25 protein-coding genes and 2 pseudogenes are annotated in these 25541 nt (G+C 68.9%); 10 read left to right on the forward strand and 17 right to left on the reverse strand.

The window, feature by feature from the left end:
* Positions 1-28: 28 nt before the first annotated feature.
* Positions 29-1168: a glycoside hydrolase family 88/105 protein gene (locus tag ACZ7SW_RS01575; protein ID WP_470228488.1), complete on the reverse strand. Its 1140-nt coding sequence runs from the start codon at positions 1166-1168 to the stop codon at positions 29-31.
* Positions 1169-1449: 281 nt separating this feature from the next.
* On the opposite strand from ACZ7SW_RS01575, the pseudogene ACZ7SW_RS01580 reads away from it, so the two are divergent.
* Positions 1450-2139 (forward strand): annotated as a pseudogene (locus ACZ7SW_RS01580) (hypothetical protein); the annotation flags it as partial.
* A gap of 283 nt (positions 2140-2422) precedes the next feature.
* Entirely contained in the window at positions 2423-2899 is a 477-nt protein-coding gene (locus ACZ7SW_RS01585; RefSeq protein ID WP_470228489.1) for a hypothetical protein, read from the forward strand.
* 46 nt (positions 2900-2945) lie between these two features.
* On the opposite strand, the gene clpB is transcribed toward ACZ7SW_RS01585, so the two are convergent.
* The 4 genes from clpB to ACZ7SW_RS01605 form a co-directional block, all read right to left on the reverse strand.
* Positions 2946-5540, reverse strand: a complete 2595-nt coding sequence (gene clpB / locus ACZ7SW_RS01590) for an ATP-dependent chaperone ClpB (RefSeq protein ID WP_470228490.1) — start codon at positions 5538-5540, stop codon at positions 2946-2948.
* A gap of 93 nt (positions 5541-5633) precedes the next feature.
* Positions 5634-6821 carry an MFS transporter gene (locus ACZ7SW_RS01595; RefSeq protein WP_470228491.1) on the reverse strand — a complete coding sequence of 396 codons (1188 nt, stop codon included), beginning with the start codon at positions 6819-6821 and terminating at the stop codon, positions 5634-5636.
* Between the two features lie 138 nt (positions 6822-6959).
* Positions 6960-9080, reverse strand: a complete 2121-nt coding sequence (locus ACZ7SW_RS01600; RefSeq protein WP_470229221.1) for an MFS transporter — start codon at positions 9078-9080, stop codon at positions 6960-6962.
* A 38-nt stretch (positions 9081-9118) separates the two neighbouring features.
* Entirely contained in the window at positions 9119-9604 is a 486-nt protein-coding gene (locus tag ACZ7SW_RS01605) for a MarR family winged helix-turn-helix transcriptional regulator (protein ID WP_470228492.1), read from the reverse strand.
* A gap of 344 nt (positions 9605-9948) precedes the next feature.
* Here ACZ7SW_RS01605 and ACZ7SW_RS01610 point away from each other — a divergent pair, with 344 nt between their 5' ends.
* Positions 9949-11127: a globin domain-containing protein gene (locus tag ACZ7SW_RS01610; RefSeq protein ID WP_470229222.1), complete on the forward strand. Its 1179-nt coding sequence runs from the start codon at positions 9949-9951 to the stop codon at positions 11125-11127.
* A 35-nt stretch (positions 11128-11162) separates the two neighbouring features.
* Positions 11163-11855, forward strand: coding sequence for a dienelactone hydrolase family protein (locus tag ACZ7SW_RS01615; RefSeq protein ID WP_470228493.1), 693 nt, complete (start codon positions 11163-11165; stop codon positions 11853-11855).
* Here the strand turns inward: ACZ7SW_RS01615 and ACZ7SW_RS01620 are convergent, their stop codons facing one another.
* The gene (locus ACZ7SW_RS01620; RefSeq protein WP_470228494.1) at positions 11856-12554 is read right to left on the reverse strand and encodes a hypothetical protein; all 699 of its coding nucleotides are present in this window, start codon (positions 12552-12554) and stop codon (positions 11856-11858) included.
* Between the two features lie 134 nt (positions 12555-12688).
* On the opposite strand from ACZ7SW_RS01620, the gene ACZ7SW_RS01625 reads away from it, so the two are divergent.
* Both ACZ7SW_RS01625 and ACZ7SW_RS01630 read left to right on the forward strand, forming a co-directional pair.
* Positions 12689-13747: a sensor histidine kinase gene (locus ACZ7SW_RS01625; RefSeq protein ID WP_470228495.1), complete on the forward strand. Its 1059-nt coding sequence runs from the start codon at positions 12689-12691 to the stop codon at positions 13745-13747.
* Positions 13740-14399, forward strand: coding sequence for a response regulator (locus ACZ7SW_RS01630; RefSeq protein WP_470228496.1), 660 nt, complete (start codon positions 13740-13742; stop codon positions 14397-14399). Before ACZ7SW_RS01625 ends, ACZ7SW_RS01630 begins: the two co-directional genes overlap by 8 nt.
* Here the strand turns inward: ACZ7SW_RS01630 and ACZ7SW_RS01635 are convergent.
* Positions 14396-15328 carry an SDR family oxidoreductase gene (locus ACZ7SW_RS01635; RefSeq protein WP_470228497.1) on the reverse strand — a complete coding sequence of 311 codons (933 nt, stop codon included), beginning with the start codon at positions 15326-15328 and terminating at the stop codon, positions 14396-14398. The genes ACZ7SW_RS01630 and ACZ7SW_RS01635 overlap by 4 nt on opposite strands.
* Before the next feature lie 100 nt (positions 15329-15428).
* Here ACZ7SW_RS01635 and ACZ7SW_RS01640 point away from each other — a divergent pair, with 100 nt between their 5' ends.
* Positions 15429-16004, forward strand: a complete 576-nt coding sequence (locus ACZ7SW_RS01640) for a TetR family transcriptional regulator (RefSeq protein ID WP_470228498.1) — start codon at positions 15429-15431, stop codon at positions 16002-16004.
* Between the two features lie 45 nt (positions 16005-16049).
* Here the strand turns inward: ACZ7SW_RS01640 and ACZ7SW_RS01645 are convergent, their stop codons facing one another.
* The 7 genes from ACZ7SW_RS01645 to ACZ7SW_RS01675 all read right to left on the reverse strand — a co-directional run bounded on the left by ACZ7SW_RS01645 (position 16050) and on the right by ACZ7SW_RS01675 (position 22882).
* Entirely contained in the window at positions 16050-16484 is a 435-nt protein-coding gene (locus ACZ7SW_RS01645; RefSeq protein WP_470228499.1) for a heat shock protein transcriptional repressor HspR, read from the reverse strand.
* 5 nt (positions 16485-16489) lie between these two features.
* The gene (gene dnaJ, locus ACZ7SW_RS01650; RefSeq protein ID WP_470228500.1) at positions 16490-17674 is read right to left on the reverse strand and encodes a molecular chaperone DnaJ; all 1185 of its coding nucleotides are present in this window, start codon (positions 17672-17674) and stop codon (positions 16490-16492) included.
* A 33-nt stretch (positions 17675-17707) separates the two neighbouring features.
* Positions 17708-18415 carry a nucleotide exchange factor GrpE gene (grpE, locus tag ACZ7SW_RS01655; protein WP_470228501.1) on the reverse strand — a complete coding sequence of 236 codons (708 nt, stop codon included), beginning with the start codon at positions 18413-18415 and terminating at the stop codon, positions 17708-17710.
* Complete coding sequence (gene dnaK, locus ACZ7SW_RS01660; RefSeq protein ID WP_470228502.1) at positions 18412-20277, reverse strand: molecular chaperone DnaK; 1866 nt, start codon at positions 20275-20277, stop codon at positions 18412-18414. The genes grpE and dnaK overlap by 4 nt, the downstream gene beginning before the upstream one ends.
* 187 nt (positions 20278-20464) lie before the next feature.
* Entirely contained in the window at positions 20465-21871 is a 1407-nt protein-coding gene (locus ACZ7SW_RS01665) for an alpha/beta hydrolase (RefSeq protein ID WP_470228503.1), read from the reverse strand.
* Positions 21868-22086, reverse strand: coding sequence for a hypothetical protein (locus ACZ7SW_RS01670; protein ID WP_370933009.1), 219 nt, complete (start codon positions 22084-22086; stop codon positions 21868-21870). The genes ACZ7SW_RS01665 and ACZ7SW_RS01670 overlap by 4 nt, the downstream gene beginning before the upstream one ends.
* 19 nt (positions 22087-22105) lie before the next feature.
* Positions 22106-22882, reverse strand: a complete 777-nt coding sequence (locus tag ACZ7SW_RS01675) for a DUF4097 family beta strand repeat-containing protein (protein ID WP_470228504.1) — start codon at positions 22880-22882, stop codon at positions 22106-22108.
* Positions 22883-23044: 162 nt separating this feature from the next.
* Between ACZ7SW_RS01675 and ACZ7SW_RS01680 the strand changes: the two genes are divergently transcribed.
* From ACZ7SW_RS01680 to ACZ7SW_RS01690, 3 genes and pseudogenes are all read left to right on the forward strand, one after another.
* Positions 23045-23584 carry a YbhB/YbcL family Raf kinase inhibitor-like protein gene (locus tag ACZ7SW_RS01680; RefSeq protein ID WP_470228505.1) on the forward strand — a complete coding sequence of 180 codons (540 nt, stop codon included), beginning with the start codon at positions 23045-23047 and terminating at the stop codon, positions 23582-23584.
* Positions 23585-23655: 71 nt separating this feature from the next.
* Positions 23656-23856, forward strand: a pseudogene (locus tag ACZ7SW_RS01685) (NUDIX domain-containing protein); the annotation flags it as partial.
* A 49-nt stretch (positions 23857-23905) separates the two neighbouring features.
* Entirely contained in the window at positions 23906-24058 is a 153-nt protein-coding gene (locus tag ACZ7SW_RS01690) for a hypothetical protein (protein WP_470228506.1), read from the forward strand.
* Here ACZ7SW_RS01690 and ACZ7SW_RS01695 read toward each other — a convergent pair.
* Genes ACZ7SW_RS01695 through ACZ7SW_RS01705 form a run of 3 tightly spaced genes read right to left on the reverse strand, consistent with a single transcriptional unit; the run spans position 24047 to position 25390 of the window.
* Entirely contained in the window at positions 24047-24484 is a 438-nt protein-coding gene (locus ACZ7SW_RS01695) for a GNAT family N-acetyltransferase (protein WP_470228507.1), read from the reverse strand. The two genes, ACZ7SW_RS01690 and ACZ7SW_RS01695, sit on opposite strands and share 12 nt — an antisense overlap.
* Positions 24485-24506: 22 nt before the next feature.
* A complete protein-coding gene (locus ACZ7SW_RS01700; RefSeq protein ID WP_470228508.1) occupies positions 24507-25067 on the reverse strand; it encodes a TetR/AcrR family transcriptional regulator in 561 nt (186 codons plus the stop codon).
* Positions 25064-25390, reverse strand: a complete 327-nt coding sequence (locus tag ACZ7SW_RS01705) for a DMT family transporter (RefSeq protein WP_470228509.1) — start codon at positions 25388-25390, stop codon at positions 25064-25066. The genes ACZ7SW_RS01700 and ACZ7SW_RS01705 overlap by 4 nt, the downstream gene beginning before the upstream one ends.
* Between the last annotated feature and the right edge of the window lie 151 nt (positions 25391-25541).

Consider the following 25541-nt stretch of genomic DNA (forward strand, 5'->3'; position numbering starts at 1 on the left):
CAATGTCGCCGCCAGGCGACGAGCAGTGCTACCGAACAAACTGCTCATTCATGATCAAAAACGCCCCCAACCCATGGAAGTCATTCGTCAACCGCTTCCGCCCAAAGTAAAACTCCAGATCCCCAACATTCGTCCCCTCGCAAATATCGGCAAGATTCGTCAGCCCATCCGCCCCAACAGACACCTTCTGCAACACTCCCGCATACCCGCGCTGCGCGACCGAGGCATAAGAACCAGGCAGATACCCCCGCTCAACCCCCCGGGAAACGGTAAACGCATACATCGACGACGCGGACGTCTCCAGCCAGTTCCCGGCGTCCCCGCCGTGATCGACCACCTGATACCACCGGCCGCTCCGCGGATCCTGGAACCGGCGATACCCCTCCGCGAGGAACTGGACGATCCCGACCAGCTCCGCCCGTCGCGGATGGTCGGCGGGCAGCACCTCGAGGATGTCGATCGCCGCCATCCCGAACCAGCCGATCGCGCGGGCCCAGTGGAAGCTGGAGTGCTTGCCGGGGCCGGTCGCCCACGGCTGGGTGCCGCTTTCGTCGTAGGCGTGGTAGATCAGGCCCTTCGCGGGCTCCTTGAGGTGTCCGAAGTAGACGGAGAGGTTCTTGGCGGCTTCCTCGTAGCAGTACGCCGGATCATTGAAAACCTTGCCGTACAACGCGAGGAACGGCTGCGCCATGTACACCCCGTCGCCCCACAGCTGGTGCTGACGGCTGACCGCGTGCCACATGCCGCCGTCGCTCGTGCGCGGGTAGGTCTCGAAGCGTTTGCGCAGCTGGTCGGCGGCTTTGCGGTACTTGGCGTTGCCGGTTTCGTTGTACAGCAACGGAAGCATCTGACAGGCGCGCATCGAGTCGAGGCTGCTGAAGCTGTTGGAGATGCCGTCGTCGGTGATGAACCGGTCGTACCAGGCGACGATGTAGTCGAGGTGTTGGCGTTGCCTGGTGCGCCGGTAGAAGAGGTACTGGCCGTAGAAGTAGAGGCCGAGCGGGTAGCTCCAGCCGCCGATGGACGCCGGGGTGTAGCGCTTCATGGTGGAGTCGATGACGGCGCGGGACCAGTCGCGCGCGGTGCTCGCCGCCGCGGCCCCGGGGAGCGCGAGCGTTCCGAGCGCCGCCGCGGCCCCGGTGAGTACCGATCTTCTCGAGAGGGACATGCGGTGTCCTTCCTGCTGTCGGCGGCGGCGGGAAAGAGGTGTCGAACGACCTCTACTCGCCGGTGGAGCGGTCCGGCAAGGAGCTTGTCCGAGATGTCCGCCGCGATCGCTGGATAGGCGCAGCGGGCCGTCCGGTCAGCGGGAACCCGTCCGCAATGGACACCCGAGCCAGGCGATTAGCCGATATGTCGACGCGACCTGGACGGTTCCGGCCAAACGGGGCGCGCCGACACGGTGCCGCCGCCCGGGTAGGAGGGCTCGGCAGCGATACCCTGACCGGCGTGGGTATCTCGGCGTGGATCTGGTTCGTCATCGCCGCCGTCGCGCTGGTGGCGGGGCTCGGCCTGCTCTTCGCGGACCGGGCCAGGGAAGGCTCGCGCAACCGTGAGCGGCAGCGCTGGGCCCAGTTGCGCGGGTGGCAGTTCGTGGAAGAGGACGAACGGCTGCCCCGGCAGTGGTCGGGGGGCGCGATCGGCTACTTCGGCGCGGACGCGGCGGTGAACGTCGTCGCGGGCTCCACCTTCACCTCCGACGGCCGCCGTCCGGTGTTCATCTTCGACATCGAGTCCCAGGGCCAGGTGCCCGCGGTGGTCGTGGCCGTGCGCTGCAACAAGACGCACCGGGTGCCGGTCGAGATGTGGCTGTCGAGCGTGCCGTTCCAGCGCGAGAACATGCCGGAGATGCTCGGCCCGATCGGCCAGCGCTACGCCTTCGCGGACGACTCGGAGGGCGCGCGCCAGGTCATCACCCAGGACCTGGTCGACGCGGCCGACCAGCTGGGCGGCGACGTCGGCGTGGCTTGGCTGGAGAACGAGTGGGTGCTGGCGAGCGTGGTGCCGGGGGCCGGACCGTCGCGGCTTGAGCGGTTGCTGCGGGACCTGGGCGAGATCGCCGACATCGTGGATCCGTTCGACGAGGATTACGACTCGAACCGCACTTGGACGCCTTCCGCGGGCACTCCGGTCGCGCCGCCGACCAGCGCTCCGTCACCGGCGGACACCCAGGCGACACGACCGGTCGACACCCGGTCGGTGGAGACGACGGCTCCTTCTCCGGCGGACACGCGGATGACGGAGCGGCAGCCTTCGCCGCCCGCGCCGCGGACCCCGCCGGGCAGGGGCGAGGTTCCGCCGCCTCGGCCGGTGGAATCGGAGCGCGGCGAAGACGCCACCTCCTGAGACACGGGAACCGCCCGGTCGCGCTTCAGCGATCGGGCGGTTTTTTGTTTGACCGGTGTTCTGCCAGGGTGACGCGGTGCTGCTGAGATGGATCCGCGAGGTCGCGGACGAGCCGTTGCTCGTCGACCCGGCCGCGAGAAACCTCGAGGACCGGGAGAACACCTGGTCGCTCTCGATGCCGGACGAGGAACCCGGTCCGGTATCGGCTGAAGCGATCGTTGCCGCGTTCGAGGAGTGCGCCTCGATCCTGCGCGGGCGGATCCTTTCGCTGGATTACGAGGGGCCCGTGACGTTCTATGTCTGGCACGACCGGCAAGCCGGGCAGCTGAGATGCTCGACCACCTCGCGGCCGAGCGATGAATTGCCCTTCGGGGCGCGGGTCGAGCGCGACGTCCCCTTGGCCGCCATCGCCGAGGAGTTTCTCAACGACGAAACTCCGGGCTTGGTGCCGTGGGACGACCTTCGCCCGGTACGGGATGGCCACGCCGTGGAAGCGCGACAAGACGACTTCGTAGTCCGAGTCTGGACCGCCGACCTCGGCAAGATGCAGTGAAGGCCTCCCCGCGGAAACTCCGCAAGGAGGCCTTCACCAACCGCTATCAGACCCTCGACACCTTCAGCGTGTCACCGGTCTCCAGCTCCGGCAGGTCCACCCGCACGGTGTCCCCGTCCCGGACCTCTCCGGACAGCAGCTGCTTCGCCAGCTGGTCCCCGATCGCCGACTGCACCAACCGCCGCAACGGACGCGCCCCGTAGATCGGGTCGAAGCCGTTCAAAGCCAGCCATTCCCGGGCACCGTCGGTGACCTCCAGGTGCAACCGCCGCTGAGCGAGGCGCTTCGCGAGCCGCGCGACCTGGATGTCCACAATGGACGTCAGCTGCTCGGTGCCGAGCGCGTGGAACACCACGATGTCGTCCAACCGGTTCAGGAACTCCGGCTTGAACTGCCGTTGTACGACCTCCATCACCGCGTCGCGGCGTTGGCGTTCGTCGAGCGACGGGTCGGCGATCGCTTGCGAGCCGAGGTTCGACGTCAGGATCAGGATGGTGTTGCGGAAGTCCACCGTCCGGCCCTGGCCGTCGGTCAGCCTGCCGTCGTCGAGGACCTGCAGGAGCACGTCGAACACGTCCGGGTGCGCCTTTTCGACCTCGTCCAGCAGCACCACCGTGTACGGGCGGCGCCGGACGGCCTCGGTCAACTGGCCGCCCTGGTCGTAGCCGACGTAACCCGGGGGAGCACCGACCAGGCGGGCCACCGAGTGCTTCTCGGAGTACTCGCTCATGTCGATGCGCTGCATCGCGCGCTCGTCGTCGAACAGGAACTCCGCCAGCGCCTTCGCCAGCTCGGTCTTGCCGACACCGGTCGGGCCGAGGAACAGGAACGAGCCGGTCGGCCGGTCCGGGTCGGCAACTCCTGCCCGTGCCCGGCGCACCGCGTCGGAGACGACCTGGACTGCCTGGTCCTGGCCGATGACGCGGCGGTTCAGCTCCTCCTCCATCCGGAGCAGCTTGCCCGTCTCGCCTTCCAGCAGACGCCCGGCGGGGATGCCGGTCCACGCGCTGACCACGTCGGCGACGTCGTCCGCGCCCACCTCTTCCTTCAGCATGACGTTCTGCTTGCTGGCCTCGTTCGCGGCCATCGCGGCCTCGAACTCCTTCTCCAGCACCGGAATCCGGCCATAACGCAGCTCGGCGGCTTTGCCCAGGTCGCCGTCGCGCTCGGCGCGTTCCGATTCGCCGCGCAGTTGCTCCAGTTGCTCCTTCAGCTCACGGACGGTCTCGATCGAGCCCTTCTCGTTCTGCCAACGGGCGGTCAGCGCGGTGAGTTCCTCGCGCTTCTCGGCCAGTTCGGCACGAAGAGCGGTCAGCCGTTCGAGAGAAGCCGCGTCGTCCTCTTTGGACAGCGCCATCTCCTCGATCTCCATGCGCCGCACGGCCCGCTCGACCTCGTCGATCTCCACCGGACGCGAGTCGATCTCCATGCGGATCTTCGACGCGGCCTCGTCAACGAGGTCGATCGCCTTGTCCGGCAGGAACCGCGCGGTGATGTAGCGGTCCGACAGCGTCGCGGCGGCGACCAGCGCGGCGTCCGTGATCCGGACCCCGTGGTGCACCTCGTACCGCTCCTTCAGCCCGCGCAGGATCGCGATGGTGTCCTCCGGCGACGGCTCGCCGACCAGAACCTGCTGGAAACGGCGCTCCAGCGCCGGGTCCTTCTCGATGTGCTGGCGGTACTCGTCGAGCGTGGTCGCGCCGACCATCCGCAACTCGCCGCGGGCGAGCATCGGCTTGATCATGTTGCCCGCGTCCATCGCGCCCTCGCCGGTCGCGCCCGCGCCGACGATGGTGTGCAGCTCGTCGATGAACGTGATGACCTCGCCCGCGGAGTCGGTGATCTCCTTCAGGACTGCCTTCAACCGCTCTTCGAACTCGCCGCGGAACTTCGCGCCGGCCACCATCGACCCGAGGTCGAGTGCGACAACTCGCTTGCCGCGCAACGATTCCGGCACGTCGCCCGCGACGATCCGCTGGGCGAGCCCCTCGACGATCGCCGTCTTGCCGACGCCCGGTTCGCCGATCAGCACCGGGTTGTTCTTGGTACGCCGGGAAAGCACCTGCACCACGCGGCGGATCTCGGTGTCCCGCCCGATGACCGGGTCGAGTTCGCCCGCGCGGGCGCGCTCGGTCAGGTCGACGCCGTATTTCTCCAGCGCCTTGAACGTGCTTTCGGGATCCGCGCTGGTGATCCGGGCCGACCCGCGCACCTTCGCGAACGCCTCGCGCAGCGCGTCCGGCGTGGCACCGTGCCGCTTGAGCAGGTCCGCGACCTGGGCGCCTTCAGTGGCGAGCCCGACGAGCAGATGCTCGGTCGACACGTACTCGTCACCCAGTTCGGTGGCGAGCTTCTGCGCCTGCGTGAGCGACTTGACCGCGGGCGTGTCGAACTGCGGCGTCGACACGGTCGCGCCGGTCGCCGACGGCAGCCCGTTGATGATCGGCTCGAGCTCCTTGTGCACGGTCTCCGGGTCCGCCCCGACCGCGGTCAGCAGCGGCGCGGTGGTCCCGTCACCCTGCGCCAGCAGGGCGCCCAGCAAATGGGCGGCCGACACGTGCGGGTTGCCGGCCACGGTGGCCGCCTGCGCCGCGGACGAGATCGCCTGCTGGGTCTTCGTGGTCGGGTTGAAAGCGTCCATCCCTCACCTCATGCGTTCGTGGAAATACCTGGTGACAGGCCCGACCAAGGCCCATCGACAGGTATAACGTCAGCAAAGTTGAGTCTGTTCCGCTCAACTCTGAATTGGTGCCACCGCGGCCGCGGGCAGCCTCGGTCCCAGCCTGCCGAGCCCGAGCGCCGCGAGGCAAGCGCAACCCCCGACCAGAACCCAGGGTAACCATGCCGCCACGGAAAACAACGACACGATCGCAGGAGCCAGTACCTGAGCCACAGTGAACGCGTATTGGAACGCGGCGAGGTAACGGCCCTTGGCTTCGGGCGGCGCGGCGGCCTCGGCGAGCGCGCCGGAGCGCGGGCCGAACACCAGGTCACCGGCGGCGAACACGAGCGTGGCGGCCAGCAGATAGGGCACCTGCCAGCTACGCGGCACCAGCAGCACGCCGACGCTCGTCAGGCACCACGCCGCGAACAGCGCGGACCCGGCCCGCATCGCGCTGATTCGGCTGAGACCCCGGGTGAGCCGCAGCGCGACCGTGCCACCGGCACTGGTCAGGACGGTCAGCAGGAACAGGATCGCGCCCGGCAGCCAGGTCGGCGCGTGCAGCCGGTCGAGCACGAAGACCGGGGTGCCGATGAGGAAGAAGTCGAGCGACAGCCCGAACAGGCCGCTCAAGAGGATCAACGTCAGGTACGGGCGGTTGCGCAGCACCCCGCTTCTCACGCGGGCCACGGGCGCGAACCGGCGTCCGGGCGGGATGAACATCGCGACGAGGCCCGCCGCGGCCAGGAACGTCAGCACGTCCACAACGAGCGCGACGTTGTAGCCGCTGTCGCCGAACCAGGTCAGCAACGCCGACGACATCAACCCGCCAAGCCCGAATCCGCCCGCGCGCACCATTCCGACTTCGGCGAACGGCCGGTCCTTCGGCACGTCTCCGGCGACTTCGGAGATGAGCGCGAACAGGCAGCTGTAGAACAATTGTTGCCCGGCACCAAGAAGTATGGCGGCCACCACAACGCCGCCGATGCCGTGCGCGAACAAGTACGCGCCGGTTCCGGCAGCCTGCAACAGTTGCGCCGCAAGAACTCCGGCTCTCGGCCCGGCGCGGTCCACCAGCCGACCGGCCAGCGGCGGCATGAGAAGCCCTGCCGTGGTGCCCAAAGTGACTGCCGTGCCCGCTTCGACGAGCGGGATTCCGATCACCCGCGTCACGTAAACCAGTGCGAGCGGAAGGAAAAGTCCGGAACCGAAGTTGTCGATCCCCATAGCCAGCAACATCGCGACCCTGCTTCGCGTCACATATTCGACGCTACCTCCGGGGAAGGGGGACGAGGCAGGGCCGGGAGGGCGCATCGTTTGACGGCAAATGCCACTCCCAGTAGAAAGCTCGTGAGTGTCTGTCCCGGGCAGAACCGGGAAAAACACTCACGAGCCTCTTTAGTCGACGCTGAGTGTTCCTTGGTGCCTAACGAACTCTCGCTCCGCAGCTTCGCTCAGCTCGACATCATGCTGTGCGGCCGCACCATCGCCGACCGTCATCGGTTCCGCGTGCGGCGTGTATCCGTGTGCAGACACCGTGAGCGTGTACGCGCCCGGTTCGATTCCCGTGAAGCGGTACGCGCCGTCGCCGCCCGCGATGTGCGTCGCGGTGACAATGCCCAGGCGGTCGGTGAGGGTCAGCACCGCGCCTGCGACGGCGGCGTGCCGACCAGCCACGCGTACACGGCCCGAGATGGCGCCCTGGCTGTCCAACAGCAAGTCGTGCCAACGCGCGTTGCCGTTAAGCCGCACGGTCGATACCGCGGGCCGCGTTGAGCCTGCCGTCGCGAGAAGGACGTGCTCGCCCACAGTGTTCGCCGACAGCTCGTACGCGCCAGTACGTCCCGTACGCCCAACGTCGACCTGACGCCCCGCCATGTCGGTGAGCGTAAGCACGACACCGGACACCGGACGACCACCCGCGTCGAGAACCCGGCCACGCAACACGGAGGTCATCTCGACCGGAGCTTCGACCACAGAGACCGCCTCGACCGACACAGCAGCCGCAGTCGGCGCAGGCGCGTCCGCGTCGAGCGTCCGGCGCAGCGGCACCTCCTTGATGAACAGCACGGCGAGGAAGGTGACTACCGCGATGCAGCCCGCGACGAAGAACACCGTGCCGGTCGCGTCGCCGAAGGCCCCGCGCACCACCGGCTGCAACGCCGGCGGGAGCGACGAGATGGCGAACGTACCGCCACCGCCGGAAACCGCGCCGCCAGTGTGGATACCCATCTGAGACAGGGAGTTCGCGATGTTCGTGGCCACCCGGGCGGCCAGCACCGCGCCGAGCGCGGACACGCCCGCCGCGCCGCCGAGCGACCGGAAGAACGTGACGACCGAGGACGACGACCCGATGTCCTTCATCGCCACCGTGTTTTGGACTACCAAAACCAGGTTCTGCATCAGGAAGCCCAGCCCGAGGCCGATCAGCGCGAGGTAGACGCCCATCAGCGTCAGGTTCGTCGCGTGGTCCACCGTCGAGAGCAGGAACAGCCCGGCCAGCAGCAAAACCCCGCCGGCGACCATGAACGGCTTGGTGCGCCCGGTGCGGGAGATGATCTGGCCGGCTCCGGTCGAAGCGACCGCGAGACCGAGCACCATCGGCAGCGTCATCAGACCGGCGTGCGTCGGCGAGAATCCGCGCGCGATTTGGTAGTACTGCCCGAGGAACACCGAACCGCCGAACATCGCGGTGCCGACCGCCAGCGAGGCGAGCACGGACAGCGTGAAGGTGCGGTTGCGGAAGAGCCGCAGCGGAACCACCGGCTCCGCGACCCGGGATTCGACGAGAACCGCCAGCGCCAGCGCGACAATCGCACCGCCGACGTACGCGGCGCTCGACCACGAAACCCATCCGAAGCTGCCGCCCGCCAGCGAAACCCAGATCAGCAGCAGCGCGACGCCGCCGACCAGCAGGGTCGCGCCCAGCCAGTCGATCCGCACCTTGCGCTTGAGCACCGGGAGCTTCAGCGTCCGGCCGAGCACGATGAACGCGAGGACGGCCAGCGGCACGCACACCCAGAAACACCAGCGCCAGCCGAGCGGCGAGTCCACGATCAGCCCGCCGATCAACGGGCCGGAAACGGTCGCGACGGCGAACACCGCGCCGGTGTAACCGGTGTAGCGGCCCCGGTCGCGCGGCGCGATCATCGCCGCGATGACGACCTGGATCAGCGCCTGCAGCCCGCCGAGCCCGATGCCCTGCAGCGCGCGGTAGGCGATCAGTTCGGGCATCGACTGCGCGATCCCGCCCAGCGCCGAACCGACGGTGAAGACGACGATCGCGATTTGGTACAGCAGTTTCTTGCTGAACAGGTCGGAGAGCTTGCCCCAGATCGGGGTGGTCGCCGTCGACGTCAGCAGCGTCGCGGTGACGACCCAGGTGTACTCGCTCTGCGAACCGTGCAGGTCGGCGAGGATCGTCGGCAGGGCGTTGGACACGATGGTCGACGACAGCAACGCCACCAGCAGGGCCAGCAGCAGGCCGGTGAAGGCCTTGAGGATTTCCCGGTGCGTCATCGGCTGCCCGGATGCGGTGTTTTCCACTGTTCGCTACTTCACTTTCCCGCGTGGGGTGCGCCGGCGCAGTACCCGGACGGGCCGAGCGTCGCGCGCAGACCTTCGTTCAATTCGGCGAGCTGGGAGGTGAGACCGGAGATCCGGTCCTCGTCCCAGCCGCCAAGAGCTGTCTCGAAGAACTCGAGGTACTTCCCGCGCCACAGTTCGAGCTGGGCGAGACCCGCTTCGGTCACGCTGATCAGCGAGGCGCGCCCGTCTTCGGGGGCGGGGCGGCGCTGGATCAGCCCGGCGGTCTGCAACTGGGCGATCTGCCTGCTGATCACCGACAGGTCGACGAGCCTGCGCTTGGCGACCTCGGACGGACGGGCCTCGCCGTGTTTGGCGAGGTCGGACAGCAGCATCGCCGAGGCCGGGTGCAGCCCGGGCTCGCTCTGCCACGCCTGCATGATCCACAGGTGCTGGAGCTGGGCGGACGCCTTCAGCTCCCGCAGCAGTTCGAGCCGCACATCATCAGCTGGGCTCATCGTTCCTCCCGGGCCGGTGCCCACTTGCTTGTATTCTACAAGTTTAGCTGCCGAAGGTTGCGTAGGACAACTATCTAATCGGTGAGCTGCCCCACGTCCCGACCGGCCGGTAACCCGACCGGAGCAACGATGCGGGCAATCCGCCTCAGTGCGGCTACTCTGCGGACCAGACGCCCCGCGATGCCGACGCGGCGAGCACGTCGTGGACAACGAGGAGCAGGAGTGGCGAATTCCCCCGCGCGGCGGCGCGAGCCGAATCCGACAACCTCGGCCGCCCCGCTCTCGTGACCGTTCCCTCCCAACCCCCTGGTCTCCGGTTCCGATCCATGAACGACGACAGCCCGATGACAGCCGATTCGATCAGCCCGCTCCCGCGGACCTCGGCCGCGCCCCGGCAGGCGCCCGCGGCCGTCGTCGCGATGGTGCAGCTCATCCGCGACACCTGGGCCAAATCGGAGCCGTACGCCCCGGAGATCTCCCAGTTCTTCTACGGGATGCTGTTCACCCTCGCGCCCGCCACGCGCGATTTCTTCCCGATCAACATGGAAGTGCAGGGCGGGCGGATCATCCGCGCGCTGGCCCGCGTCGTGCAGATGGTGGACCGACCGGACGACCTGCTCCCGTTCCTGCGCCAGCTCGGCCGCGACCACCGCAAGTTCGGCGTCGCCCCGAAGCATTACGAGGCCGTCGGCACCGCGCTGCTGGCCGCGTTGAAAAACCACCTCGGCCCGGAGTGGACGCCGGAGGTCGAGCGCGCGTGGGCGGAGGCGTTCACCATCGTCGCGCGCGCGATGCAGGAGGCCGCGGCGGCGGACGAGAACCCGGCGTCGTGGTCGGCCACCGTGGTCGAGCACCGGCGGCTCACCTGGGATCTCGCGCTGGTGCGGGTGATCCCGGACCAGCCGGTGCCGTATTCGCCGGGCCAGTACATGAGCGTCGAGGTGCCGCAGCGGCCGCGGTTGTGGCGGTATCTGTCGCCGGCGAACGCGCCGCGCGAGGACGGCGGCATCGAGTTCCACGTGCGCGCGGTCGACGGCGGCTGGGTGTCCCGGGCGATCGTGAGCCACACGCAGGCGGGCGACGTCTGGCGGCTCGGTCCGCCGCTGGGCCGGATGACCGTCAACCGCGAACAGTCGCGCGGCGTGCTCATGGTCGCGGGCGGCACCGGAGTCGCGCCGCTGCGGGCGATCCTCGACCACCTCGCGCTGTGGGGCGAGAACCCGAAGACCCGGCTGTTCTACGGCGGACCGACCCGCGAAGACCTCTACGACCTCGAAGAACTGCGCGCGCTCGCCGCGACCAACCCGTGGCTCACCATCACCCCGGTCGTCGAACGAGGCGACCACCTGCCCGGTTGCGAGCACGGCACCCTCGCCGAGGCGGTCACGCGGTACGGCGCGTGGCCGGACCACGACATCCTGGTGTCCGGTTCGCCGGAGATGATCCGCGCGACGGTGTCCCGGATGCTGGTCGCGGGCAGTGCGCTGGACCAGATCCAGTACGACCCGTTCACCGCGGACTGAGGCGACTCTCAGCTCGCGTGGCTATCGTCGGGGCCATGGACATCCGGATTCCGGTGGCAGACGGGGAAATCGACGGCTATCTCGCAGTGCCCGCCGGGGACGGGCCGTTCCCGGCGGTGGTGCTGATCCACGACGTGTTCGGGCTGAACCAGGACGCGCGCGAGATCACCGACCGGTACGCGGCGGCGGGTTATCTCGCGCTGAGCCCTGATCTGTACTCGCGCGGCGGCATGATCCGGTGCGTGAAGCGGACTTTCCAGGAAATGCTCGCCCGCGAGGGCCGGGCGTTCGCCGACATCGAGGCCGCGCGGGTGCTCGTCGCCGGACGGGACGACGCGACCGGCAAGGTCGGTGTCGTCGGTTTCTGCATGGGCGGCGGGTTCGCCTTGGTAGCCGCCTCGCGGGACTTCGACGCTTCCGCGCCGTACTACGGCGCGCTGCCGAAGGATCTGTCCGTTTTGGACGGTGCTTGCCCGATCGTCGGCAGCTTCGGCCGCAAGGACATCTCCCTGCGCGGTGCCGCGGCCAAGCTCGAAGCCGCGCTCACCGAACGAGGAATTCCGCATGACGTCAAGGAATACCCGGACGCCGGGCACGGCTTCGCGAACCACTACCGGCCCGCGCCGTTGACCGCGCTCGCGAAGGTCACGGGCATGGGTTATCACGAACCGTCGGATTCGGATGCCTGGCGGCGAGTCATGGCGTTCTTCGAGGAGCACCTGAAGTAGTCAGCCCAGCGTGCTCAAGTAGCCGAGCGCCCCGACTGCGATCGCACCGAGGCAGGCGAGGCCAACGGTGCGTCGATCCGTGCGCTGGGCTTGTGCCAGCAACCGGATGCCGGACGATATGAGCGCCACGCACAGCCCGGCGGCAGCGGCGATCGACCACATCGTCGTTCCTTTGAGGACACCGAGCGGCATGACGGTCGCGGCGGCGAGAGCTACTGCGCGTACCGGGCCGAGCACTCCGGCGCGATAAGCCGCGAAGCCGAGCAGCGGCCAGCCGAACATGATCGTGAACGACAAGAAGCTGAACAGGTGCAGGTCGCCGTAGGCCTCCGCGACGAACGCGGTCGCGTAGTCGGCTCCGCGGTGCCGGGCGAGATCCGTTGCGGCCTGGTCGAATCCGGCATGGAAGACCCGCTCGACCAGACCGATCAGCACCAGTGCGCCAGACCACGCCGCCCAGCGCGGCTTCGCCACCGCGATCTGGCTGACCACTGTGGACACTGCGAAGAGAAGAACCACCTGACCGGCGAGGAAACAGGTGGCGGCAGCGGTCATTTGTGCCGGATGCTGCGCGCTCGCGGCGAGCTGGTGCGGAAAGAAGAACGAGTACGGCAGGCGCAGCAGCACGCCGGCGAGCACGAGCACCGGACCGAGGACGAGCGCCGCTCCGCCGAGGCGAGGGCCGGGAAAGGTCGACATGCCGCTCACCGTGCCCGGCCGGACACCCTGCGCACATCGGTCCGGGGCGGACAGTTCCGCGCCCCGGAACTAAACCAGGGGATGACCCACCACAGCACGATGTGCGCGCTCCCCGCACTGGCTAACGTGGGGTTATGTCCCCTCTGCGAGTGAGCGATGTCGCGCTGGCGGCAGGTCTCCTCGTCACGGACGTCGGGCTTGCCGGGAATCTGCTGATCGACGAAGAGTCGTGGCGGCTGCCCGTGTCCGCGGCGATCGCGACGCTGATCGCCGCCGCGGTGCTGCTGCGTCGGCGGGCTCCGGTACCGGTGTTGATCGGAATTGTGGTCGTCTCCGCTTCCGCGGCGGCTTTCGGGCTGCTGTGGGATCCGTTCGTCGGCGCGGCCGCGGTGCTGTATCTCGTGCGGCCGCCTCGTGCGTTGCCTGCTGCGGCTGGGGTCGCGGCGATGTCGGCGGCAACCGCGGTGGTTGGGCAGTGGTGGTACGCGTTCGGCGTCCCGCTGGCGTTGCTCACCTGGGGGCTTGCCGAAGCGGTGCGGTCGCGTCGCGAGCAAACAGCGCGGCAGGAACGGCAGCGCGAACATCGGATCCTGGTCGACGAACGCGTCCGGATCGCGCGCGAACTGCACGACGTCGTCACGCACGGGATGGGCTTGATCGCGGTGAAAGCGGGCGTCGCCAACCATGTCGCGGACAGCCGCCCGGAGGAAGCGCGCGACGCGTTGCGGGTGATCGAAGCGACCAGCCGCGCGGCGCTCGGCGAGATGCGGCGGTTGCTGCACGTGCTGCGCGACGACGGCGACGAAACCCCGGCCGACCCGCTTGCGGCGTTGCCACAGCTCGCCGAACGCGCGCGACAGACCGGGGTCGACGTCGAGCTGTCCGTCCTGGGCACCGCGCAGGTTCCCGAACCGGTCGCGCTGGCTGCGTACCGAATCGTGCAGGAAGCGGTGACGAACGTGGTGAAACACGCCGCACCAGCCCGCTGCCGGGTGGTGGTCGCGGTCGCCGTTGAAGAGATCCGGATCCAGGTCACCGACGACGGCGCGGCGCCGATCGGCGAGCTGCGACTCGGCCACGGGCTGACCGGAATGCGCGAACGCGTCGCCCTCTACGGCGGCGAACTGGTCGCCGGGCCCGGTCCGGACGGCGGGTTCCGCGTCGCCGCCACTCTCCGGTGCGCCGATGCCTGACCAGATCCGCGTCGTCGTCGCGGACGATCAAGCCTTGCTGCGCGGGAGTTTCCGGCTGCTGCTCGACAGCGAACCGGACTTCACCGTGCTCGGCGAAGCCGCGACCGGGGCCGAGGCGGTCGAGCTGGCCGTGGCCGAGAAGCCGGACGTGGTGTTGATGGACGTGCGGATGCCGGTGATGGACGGGATCGAGGCGACCCGGCTGATCGGCGAGCGCGCCCCGGACGTGCGGGTGCTGGTGCTGACCATGTTCGACCTCGACGAGCACGTGTTCGCCGCACTGCGCGCCGGAGCGACCGGGTTCCTGCTCAAGGACACCCGCCCGGCCGACCTGTGCGCTGCGGTGCGCGTGGTGGCTTCCGGAGACGCGCTACTCGGCCCGTCCATCACCCGACGCCTGGTCGCGCAGTTCGCGCGGATCCCGGACACCCCGCCGCGTGCGGACGTCGCTGCCTTGGCCCCGCGAGAGCGCGAGGTGCTTACGCTCGTCGCGAGTGGACTGTCCAATGTGGAAATTACTGAACGGATGCAGCTGTCGATGGCGACAGTGAAGACCTACGTCGGGCGGCTGCTGGCGAAACTCGACGCTCGGGATCGCGCGCAGCTGGTGATCGTCGCGTACGAATCCGGTTTGGTGCGTCCGCGGAACTAGCGCCACACCGCCTCGGCGCGGTCGCTGGCCTCCGGGGTGAAGTAGTCGCCGGTCTCCAGGTCTTCCAACAACGTCGCGTGGTGCGGCGTCCAGCCCAGCAGGTCCTGCGTGTGCGCGCTGGAGGCGGGCACGTCGAGGGAGAAGAACCTTGCCAGGAAAGGGTTCCCGAGGTGCTCGGCGGCTTCTTCCAGGGTCAGCGACGCGATGGGAAGGTCCAGCAGTTGCGCGATTTTCTCCGCGACGCTCTTGATCGCGACCGTTTCTCCGACCCCGTGAAACACGCTTCCGGCAGGCGCTTTCTCCAGTGCCAGCCGGAAAAGCACCGCCGCGTCCTCGCGATGGACCGCGGGCCAGCGGTTCGTGCCGTCGCCGATGAACGCCGAAACCCCTGCCCGGCGCGCGCCCGCGATGAGCGCTGGGATGAAGCCGTGGTCGCGCGGTCCGTGCACGGTCGGCGCGAGCCGTACGACGCTGGCGCGGACGCCCTGGTCGGCAAATCCGAGGCAGGTCTGCTCGCCGGGGATGCGGAAGTAAGCGACGGAGCCAGGGTCGGCCGGGTCGAGTTCCGTGCTGACCTGGTCGGCCTTCAGCACCAGCGTGCCGGACGTGCTGACGAACGGTTTGCCGGTGCCGACCAGTGCCTGGCCCAGCGCGTCGATCGCCTCGCAGTCGCGGCGGATGAGGCCGTCCGGATCGGCGTAACCGCCGCCTTGGGCCATGTGCAGCACGCCGTCGGCGGCTTCGGCACCTCGGCGCAGGCTGTCGAGATCGTCGAGCGAACCGCGATGCGGCGTCGCGCCGAGCGACTCCAGCCGCGCGGCCGCGGTGTCCGAACGAGCCAACCCGGTGACCGTGTGCCCGGCCCTGACCAGCTCGGCGACGACGGCGGGGCCGGTCTGTCCGGATCCGCCGGTGACGAAGAAGTGCATGAAAGGCTCCTTAGTGTCAGTCACTGACTCTACGCGTAGCGCCAGTGACTGACGAAATGTGGTGTCAGTCACTGGCGCAAACTCCGGGTAGGCTCAGGACGTGCCACGGAGCGGAGCAGAAGCGCGCAGCCGCCTCAAGCAGGCGGCGCTGGAGCTGTACCGGGAAAACGGGTTCGACAAGACGACCACGGCGGAGATCGCCGCCCGGGCAGGCGTCACCGAGCGCACCTTCTTCCGGCACTTCCCGGACAAGCGCGAGGTGCTCTTCGACGGCGAAGCCGACCTGCGCGAGGATCTCACCCGGTCGGTCGCCGAAGCCCCGGAAGGCCTTGCGCCGCTGGAGATCCTGCTGCGCGCCTTCAAGAACACCGGGCGGATCATGGAGCGCAATCTGCCGTTCGCCGAACCCCGGCGCGACCTGATCGCGGCGACTCCGACGCTGCGCGAACGCAACCTGGCCAAGGCCGCGACACTCGCCGAAGCGCTCGCGGAAGCGTTGCGGCAGCGGGGTGTCGAGGACAGGCTGGCGCGGTTGGCCGCCCATGCCGGGTGGGCGACGTTCCAGCACGCCACGCAAACCTGGATCAGCGATCCGTCGCGGAGCCTGGACGACTATCTGGACGAGGCGTTCGCCGATCTGCGGACCCTCAGCACGGAAGTCCGCACCGGACAGTAAAAAGCCCTCCCGCGTCGTAACACGGGAGGGCTGCTGGCGAAGAGCTCAGCGGCGCTTGGGTTTCCAGACCACCAGCGCGGTGTTCTGCCGCAGCGGCACCAGATCCTTGCGGTAGGAAGCGTGCACCGCCGCGGCGGCCTGTTCGGCGGCCGCGTAGGCGACGGCGAGTTCTTCGGTCAGCTCGTGCACCCGGGACTGCAGCGCGTCGACCTGGTTCTCCAGCTCGATGATGCGCTTGATGCCGGACAGGTTGACCCCGTCCTCCTGCGAGAGGCGCTGAACCTCGCGCAGCAGGGCGATGTCGCGCATCGAGTAGCGCCGTCCGCCGCCGGCGGTGCGGCCTGGCGAGACCAGGCCGTGCCGGTCGTAGGAGCGCAGCGTCTGCGCGTGCAGCCCGGAAAGCTGGGCCGCCACCGAAATCACGAACACCGGGGTGTCCTCGTCCGCGCCGTGCGGGAGTCCCGGATTGCCGCCGAACATCGACCTCACCTGCCTTCGAGCAACTCGGTGATCTCGGGCCGCGGATCGTGGCCCTTCATCGCCTCGGCGTAGGTCTCGAGTGCGGACCGCGCCTTGTCGTCGAGTTTCTCCGGAACCGCAACCTCCAGGGTGACCAGCAGATCGCCCTGCGCGCCGTCCCGCTTCTGAATGCCCTTTCCGCGCACTCGCAACACCCGGCCGCTCGCGGTGCCCGCGGGCACCTTCAGCGACACCTTGCCTTCGAGCGTCGGCACCGTGACGGTGGTGCCCAGCGCGAGTTCGGTGAAGTCCACCGGCACGGTGAGCGTGAGGTTGAGGTCCTTGCGCCCGAACAGTTTGTGCGGGGCCACGTGCACGCGCACGTACAGATCGCCCGCCTGCGCGCCGCCCCGACCGGGTTCGCCCTGGCCGGCCAGCCGGATCCGCTGGTCGTCCTTCACCCCCGGCGGGATGCGCACGGTGAGCGTGCGGGTGCGGGTGCTGATGCCCTCGCCGGCGCACTCGGGGCACGGCTCGTCGATGATCTTGCCGCGACCGCGGCAATCCTGGCACGGCTCGGAGAACGCGAACGCGCCCTGGCTCCGACTGACCAGCCCGGATCCGCTGCAGGTCGGGCAGACCCGCGGCGAGGTGCCCGGCTTAGCGCCGTTGCCACCGCAGGTGCTGCAGGTGGCCGGGCTCGACAGCCGCAACGGCAGCGTCGCGCCCTTGACCGACTCGAGGAAGTCAATCCGCACATCGGTTTCGACGTCCGCGCCGCGCTGCGGCCGGTTCGCCGTCGCTCCGGCGGCCCCGCCGCGACCTCGGCCGAAAATGCCGCCGAGGATGTCGCCGAGCCCGCCGAACCCACCCTGCTGGCTCTGCGCTCCGGCCTGGTTGAACAGGTCGCTCATGTCGAAGCCGCCCGCGCCGCCACCGCCGGGGAAGCCGCCGAACCCGCCCGCGCCACCGGAGCCGAAGAGCGTGCGCGCCTCGTCATACTCCTTGCGCTTGGCCGGATCGGACAGCACGCCGTACGCCTCGGACACGGCCTTGAACTTGTTCTCGGCCGCGGTGTTGCCCGCGTTGGCGTCCGGGTGGTTTTCCTTGGCCAGCTTGCGGTAGGCCTTCTTGATCTCGTCCGCGGTCGCGTCGGAGGAGACACCCAGCTCTTTGTAGAAGTCCTTGCCGATCCACTCCCGAGCACTCATCGGGTGTCTCCTCCTTTCGCTGCAAACCGATTGTTACTGCTGGCCGGACTCATCGACCGAACCGTCGAGCGGCAGTTCGCCGCCGACCGGAGGGTCCACCGGCTGCTGCGCCGGGGCCTCGCCGGGCTCGTGGTCGGTCACGCCGACCAGCGCCGCCCGCAGCACCCGGTCGCCGAAGCGGAAACCGCGGCGCATGACCAGGGTGACGGTCGGGCCCTTCACGTCCGGGGACGTGTTGTGCTGCACGGCCTCGTGGACGCTCGGGTCGAATTCCTCGCCCTCGGCTCCGAACGATTCCAGACCGGCCCGCTCCAGGCTGCTGACCAGCTTGTCGGCCACCGCCTTGAACGCGCCGGTGAGGTCGCCGTGCTGCTCCGCGCGCTGAAGATCGTCCAGCAGCGGCAGCAGATCGCCGACCACGGACGCCTTCGCGCCCTGCACCACGGCTTCGCGGTCGCGGTCGACTCGCTTGCGGTAGTTCGCGTACTCCGCCTGCAGACGCTGCAGGTCGGCAGTGCGCTCGGACAGTTGCTTTTCGACATCCGAGGCAGCCGAAACCGCTTCGTCCACGGAATCGCCCAGCGAGGGGCCCGCGTGCTGCGCGGGCTCCTCACCGGCCGGAGTCTCCTCCGCGGCGGGCGGGCGGACCTCGCCGGTCTGCGGGTCCACCCGTCGCCGATCCCGCACGACTACCGGTTCCTCGGGGCCAGGACCCTCGGTCTCGGAGTGGCGGGGGGTCACTTCTTCTCGTCCTCTTCCACGATCTCGGCGTCGACCACGTCGTCCGCCTTCGACTTCGGAGCGGCACCCGCGGCACCCGCGGCACCGGCCGCGCCCTCAGCGCCCGGGGCGCCTTCGGCGCCGGCGTTCGCGTACAGCGCGCTGCCCAGCTCCTGCGAAGCGGTGTTCAGCTTCTCGATGGACTCGCGGATCTTGGCCGAGTCGGTGCCTTTGAGCGCCTCGTTCGCCTCGTCGATCGCGGACTTCACCTTGCCCTTGAGTTCCTCGGGCAGCTTGTCCTCGTTGTCCTTGACGAACTTCTCGGTCTGGTAGACCAGCGTCTCGGCCTGGTTGCGGGTCTCGGCCTCGTCGCGGCGCTTCTTGTCCTCTTCGGCGTGCGCCTCGGCGTCCTTGACCATGCGCTCGATGTCGTCCTTCGGCAGCGCGGAGCCACCGGTGATCGTCATCGACTGTTCCTTGTTCGTGCCGAGGTCCTTCGCGGTCACGTGCACGATGCCGTTGGCGTCGATGTCGAAGGTGACCTCGATCTGCGGCACGCCGCGCGGGGCGGGCGGAAGACCGGTCAGCTCGAACATGCCGAGCTTCTTGTTCGCCGCGGCGATTTCACGCTCGCCCTGGAACACCTGGATCTGCACCGACGGCTGGTTGTCGTCCGCCGTCGAGAAGATCTCGGACCGCTTGGTCGGGATCGTGGTGTTGCGCTCGATCAGCTTGGTGAAGACGCCGCCCTTGGTCTCGATGCCCAGCGACAGCGGGGTCACGTCGAGCAGCAGGACGTCCTTGACCTCGCCCTTGAGCACACCGGCCTGCAGCGCCGCACCAACCGCGACGACCTCGTCCGGGTTCACGCCCTTGTTCGGCTCGCGGCCGCCGGTCAGCTCCTTGACCAGCTCGGACACGGCCGGCATGCGGGTGGAACCGCCGACGAGGACCACGTGGTCGATGTCGCCGACCGCGATGCCCGCGTCCCGGATCACGTTGTTGAACGGCTGGCGGGTGCGCTCGAGCAGGTCCGAGGTGATCTTCTGGAACTCGGCGCGCGACAGCGTCTCGTCGAGGAACAGCGGGTTCTTGTCGCCGTCCACCGTGATGTAGGGCAGGTTGATGCTGGCGGAGTTGGAGCTGGACAGCTCGATCTTCGCCTTCTCGGCCGCCTCGCGGATGCGCTGCAGCGCCATCTTGTCCTTGGTCAGGTCAATGCCGTTGGTGGCCTTGAACTTGTCGACCAGCCAGGTGACGATGCGCTCGTCCCAGTCGTCACCGCCGAGGTGGTTGTCACCGGAGGTCGCGCGGACCTCGACCACGCCTTCGCCGATCTCCAGCAGCGAGACGTCGAACGTGCCGCCGCCGAGGTCGAAGACCAGGATGGTCTGTTCCTTCTCGCCCTTGTCCAGGCCGTAGGCCAGCGCGGCCGCGGTCGGCTCGTTCACGATCCGGAGCACGTTCAGGCCGGCGATCTGACCGGCCTCCTTGGTGGCCTGGCGCTGCGCGTCCTCGAAGTACGCCGGGACGGTGATCACCGCGTCGGTGATCTCCTCGCCCAGGTACGCCTCCGCGTCGCGCTTGAGCTTCATCAGCACGCGGGCGCTGATCTCCTGCGGCGTGTAGCCCTTGCCGTCGATCTCGGTCTTCCAGTCGGTGCCGATGTGCCGCTTCACGGACCGGATCGTGCGGTCGACGTTCGTGACGGCCTGGTTCTTCGCCGGCTGGCCCGTCAGCACTTCGCCGTTCTTGGCGAAGGCGACGATGGACGGGGTGGTACGGGAGCCTTCCGAGTTGGCGATGACCGTCGGCTCGCCGCCCTCAAGGACGGCGACGACCGAGTTGGTCGTGCCGAGGTCGATGCCGACCGCTCGCGCCATGGTGCTTCCTCTCGTGTTCAGTCCAGTACTGCTGCTATGTTCGTGACCTGCGGTTTCGAGGCACTCTTGAGTACCTTCCTAGCAGGTTATCCCGGTCTCGCGCTCGGCCTGGTCCACCAGACTTGAGCCGACTGCGCTCAACCTTGATATCAGGATAACGGGGAACCGGCCGAACTTGTTCCCGGGTTCACCCGCAGAATTCGCCCCGCGGTGGTGTGACGCCACTCACCAGATACCTGGCCTCGGCGCGCTGCACGCACTGCGAGTTGAGCAGCCCGGTGTGGCCGTCGCCGAGATACGTGAGCAGCACCGACCCGTCGATGCTCGCGGCGAGCCCGTGCGCCCACGGCAACGGCGTCGCCGGGTCGTGCGCACCGCCCACGACGAGGATCGGCGGGGCACCGCGCACCGGATGCGGCTGCGGCGGGTTCAGCGCGGGAAGCGGCCATCCGGTGCAGCCCGCGGAGATGTCCCAGAACTCGCTGTAGCGCCAGCTGTGCGGGGCGACCGCGCGGATCGTCCTGGCCGCCGCGCGCAGGTCCGCCGGGCCGGTGAACGGCGACGGGAAGTCCTGGCAGCCGATCGAGCGGTACGCGCCGTAGGTGTCGCTCGCGAACGACGAGTTAGTCGCGAGCGCGCTCGCGTCCGGGTCCGCCAGCGCGCGGCTCAGGACCGGCCACTCGACCGGAAGATAGAGGTGGCCGTACGCGCCGGAGGCCAGTTCCTCGCCGGTTGCCTTGCGGCCCAACGCTTTCGCGTACGCGCCATGGGTGACGAGGTCGTCGTAGCGGGCGAGCGCGTTCTTGCCGTGGAGCGCGCAGTCGGTCGAGCGGTCGCACCACGAGGCGAACCTCAGCAAGGCGTCCTCGGTCGCGGCGGCTTCCTCGATCATCGCCTGCCATATCGGCCGGGCGTGGTCGACCGCGCCGTCGAGCACCATGGTCCGCACGCGGTCCGGATGCTTCGACGCGTACACCGCGCCCAGTTCGGTGCCGTACGAGACGCCGAGCCAGGAGATCTTCTGCTCGCCGAGCGCACCGCGGATCCCGTCGATGTCCTCGGCGGCGCTTTGGGTGTCGACGTGCCCGAGCATCGGGCCGGTCTTGGCGAGACAGTCCTCGCCCGCCGCGCGGTTGTGCGCGACGAAGGCGGCGTACTGCTGGTTCGTGCTCGGGAAGAGGCCGATCTTCGGGTCGTACAGCTTCGATTGGGCACAGCTGATCTTCGGATCGCTGAACCACACGCCGCGCGGGTCGAAGCCGATGATGTCGAAGCGGTCCCGCAACGGTTTGCGCGCCGAGCCGATGATCTTGGTGTCGAGTCCGCCGAAGCGCACGAAGCCGACCCCGGATCCGCCCGGCCCGCCCGGATTGACCAGCAGCGAACCGATCCGGTGCCGCTGGTCGGCCGCGGGCAGCCGGGTCAGCGCGATGTGCGCCGTTCCCGTCCCCGGGTGGGCGCGATCGATCGGCACCTCGATCTGGCTGCACTGCGCGGTCGGTTCCTGCTCGGTCCCGCACGGCGTCCAGGTCAACGCCGGAGTCGGTGCGCTGACCAGCGGAAGCAAGGTCAGCACGGCAGCGGCCAGGTTCATGCCCGGCGCACCTGCGCGGCCCGGTCCTCGGCGGCCGTACGAAGCACGACGGTCTCCGCGTTCCGGACCACCCCCTGCTGCACCGGAACTTCCACCACCGCGACCGGAGTCGTGGCCTGCGGCTCAGGCGAGTGGCCGATCGCCGCGGTGATCGCGAACGCCCCCACCGCGCCCGCCAGCACCGCGGCCAGCAGCCGCGTTTCGAGTTTGCGCATGATGTGTCTGTTCTCCACTTCAGACGGCCTTGACGGTGACGCTGCCGCTGTCCGTGTTCAGCTCGAGCGTCTTCGCGTCCGGGCCCGAGTTCTGCGGAATGTCGATGCTGCGGTGACCGCTCTCGCTGTTGCCGGTGACCTGGTAGGACCCGTTACGCGGCACGGTCAGCGCGATCCGGCCGGAGTCGGCCCGCGCCTTGACGGCGTTGGGCTGGGTGAGCGCGAGTTCGATCCGCCCGCTGCCCGCCGAGACGTCGACCGGCCCGCGCACCCCGTCGCCCTCGATCCGGCCGGACTGGCTGTGCACCCGCACCTCGCCGACGTTGTGCAGTTCGGCGGCGCCGCTGTCCAGCTGGAGCTTGACCAGCCCCGGGATGTCCTGCATCTGCGCCCGCCCGGAATCGGCGACGACGTCGACGCTGCCGACGCCCGCGAAGTCCAGCGTGCCGGAGTCGGAGTTGCCCGTGACCGGAATGCCTGCCGGGACGATCAGCTCCAGGTCGGCGGTGCAGTTGCGGCCGCAGTCGACGATGACCAGCTGGTCCCCCTCGACGCGGTAGGCGTCGCCGGGCTGGCCGCTGAAGTGGTAGCGCAGCGTCTGATGCACCCGAGCCGCGCCGGACGCGGTGCGGATGCGCACGTCTCCGGAGCCGTTCTCCAGCTTCACCCCGCGGATCTCGTGCGTCAGCGTCGCGTCCCGCGAGACCGTGGACCCGAACCCCCACCCGCCGAATCCGATCGCCACCCCAACGCCGATCACCGCGATGCCGGCCAGTGCCAGAAGCGGGCGTGCCATGTCTGTTCCCCTCAGTACCACTCTCGGCTGTCCCGAGAGACGTTAGAAGGTGCGGACCCCCGGGGACATCCGGTAAACCCCCCGAAACATCCCTGAGGCGGCGACGGGAGGGCCGGGGTCCTAACCTGGCGGCCGGAGAGCCCCGTGGATCAGGAGGAACCCATGCCCCAGCCGCCCAATCCGTACGACTACCTGCCGTCGGTTCCCTCGTTCACCCTGCGCAGCACGGACATCGCCGACGGAGAGACCCTGGCCCAGCCCCACCTGTCGGGCATCTTCGGCGCGGGCGGCGAGGACCGGTCGCCGCAGCTGGCGTGGGAAGGCTTCCCGGAAGGCACCCGCAGCTTCGCGGTGACGGTGTACGACCCGGACGCCCCGACCGCCAGCGGTTTCTGGCACTGGGCGGTGTTCAACATCCCGGCTTCGGTGACGTCGCTGGCGGCCGGAGCGGGAGATGCCGCGGGGTCGGGGCTGCCTTCGGGGGCGGTCACGCTTAAGGGTGATGGCGGGGTGAAGCAGTTCCTGGGAGCCGCGCCGCCTCCTGGGCACGGGCCGCACCGGTATTTCTTCGTGGTGCACGCGCTGGATGTGGAGACGCTGGAGGTTCCGGAGGACGCTACGCCGGCGTTCTTGGGGTTCAACCTGTTCGGGCACACGTTGGGCCGGGCCACGTTGGTGCCGGTTTACGAGAACAAGGGCTGAGGTTTTCGGTGGGGGAGCCGGGGGTCGCGGTTGCACCTGAGCAACCGCGGCCCGACGTGGTGGGCGCGGTCGTGCTGAACGCCGAGGGACGCGCGTTCGTCCAGTTCCGCGGCCCGGACCGGCGCCTCTACCCGAACACGTGGGACGTCGTGGGCGGACACATCGAGGACGGCGAGACGCCGGTCGAGGCACTGGCGCGCGAGGTCGCCGAGGAAACCGGATGGCGGCTGCGCCGGATTGTCCGCGACCTCGGCAGCTTCCACTGGCCGGACAACGACGGCGTCGAACGGACCGGCGTCTACTTCGTGATCGAAGTAGACGGTGATCTGTCCCGGCCAGTTCTGGAATGGGGACAAGCACCCGCGGTATGCCTGGGCCGGTCCCGAGGATCTGGACCTGCTGGTGGAGAACTGCGCACCGGACGACACCTTGATCCGCGACGTCGTCGCCCGCGCATTGTCCTCAGTGGACTGACGAGCGAACCCCCTCGCGTTCCAGGAACCGGCCGTCCGTGTGCTCCGCGAACCCGAACCTCCGGTACAGCTCGTGCGCGTCCGACGTGTGCAGCATCCAGCGAAAATCCGCCCCCGGCCCGTTCTCGATCATCTCTCGCACGAGCTCCTTGCCCAGCCCGGTGCCGCGCGCGGACGCCACGACGAACACGTCGGACAGGTACGCCGAGGCGACCCCGTCCGAGAACGCCCGGGCGAACCCGACCATGCGGCCGGTCTCGGTTTCGTACGCCCCGACTGCCCGCCAAGCGGTCCGGACCTGCTGCTCGACCTGTTCCCGGGTCCGCCAGCGGGACCAGTACGCCTCGGTGGACAGGAACTCCCACACGACCTCGAGATCGACCCGCGCGACGTCGTCGTCCAGTTCGTAGGCACCCACAACCCTCATGGCGGCAAGGTAATCAGCAAGGTCAAGCGGGTTTGAGCAGGTAGTCCACCACCGGTCGCAGCTCCTCCGCGGACGGTGGTTCGTCGTCGATCAGGCCCTGGATCAGCAGGCCGTCGATGCCCGCGAGGAACACCCGGAACGCGACCTCGTCGTCGTGCCGGACCATCGACGTCAGGACGTCCAGCCAGCGTCGCGCGGCCGGGCGCAGTTCGGGTTTGCGCGCGGCCAGCAGATACAGCTCGTACTCCGCCATTGTGCGGCCTCGGCGAGGACCCAGCGCCTCGGCGAGCAGGCCGGCCACCTCTTCGGCACCGCGGCTGCCCCGGGACCGGGCGCGGTCGATCATCCAGTACACCTCGGTCGCCATGTCGCGCGCGCACGAAATAAGCGTCGCCACGAGCAGGTCGTCCAGCGAGGAGAAGTGATAGGTCGTGGACGTCGTCGGCACGCCCGCCTCGGCCGCGACCGTGCGGTGCGTGACCCCGGCGACGCCATCGCGTTCGATCACTCGCAGGGCCGCTTCGATGATCTCCGTCCGCCGCTTCTCGCCGCGGACCTTGCGGCCGTCGGTCTGGATTTTCACGACTGGCTCCCGACCTCGATGAGCACCACCCCGCCGACCACCAGCACCAGCCCGGAGATCACCGCGAGGTTGATCGGTTCCTTCAGGAACAGCACGCCGACCAGCGCGACCAGCGCCACGCCCGCCGCGGCCCAGATCGCGTAGGCCACCCCGATCGGCAGCCCCAGCTTGAGCACCCGCGACAGCGCGAAGAACGCCAGCCCGTACCCGACGACCACCAGGATCGACGGCGTCACCTTGGAAAAGCCCTCGGACAGCTTGAGCGAAACAGTGGCGGTCACTTCTGCGGCGATGGCCAAAGCGAGGTACAAGTAAGCACCCATAGCTAACTAAATTACCTGAACGATCGTCCCACTTGCCAGCGAGGCGTGCACCACATCGGTGGGACTTGGGGCCGCCACACCGGTTACCCATCAGTAAGAAGCGTTACCCTGCTCGGCACCGCCGCGCTCGCGCGGCGGCACCACCACACCG

This window comes from Amycolatopsis sp. NPDC114484 (assembly GCF_055633755.1).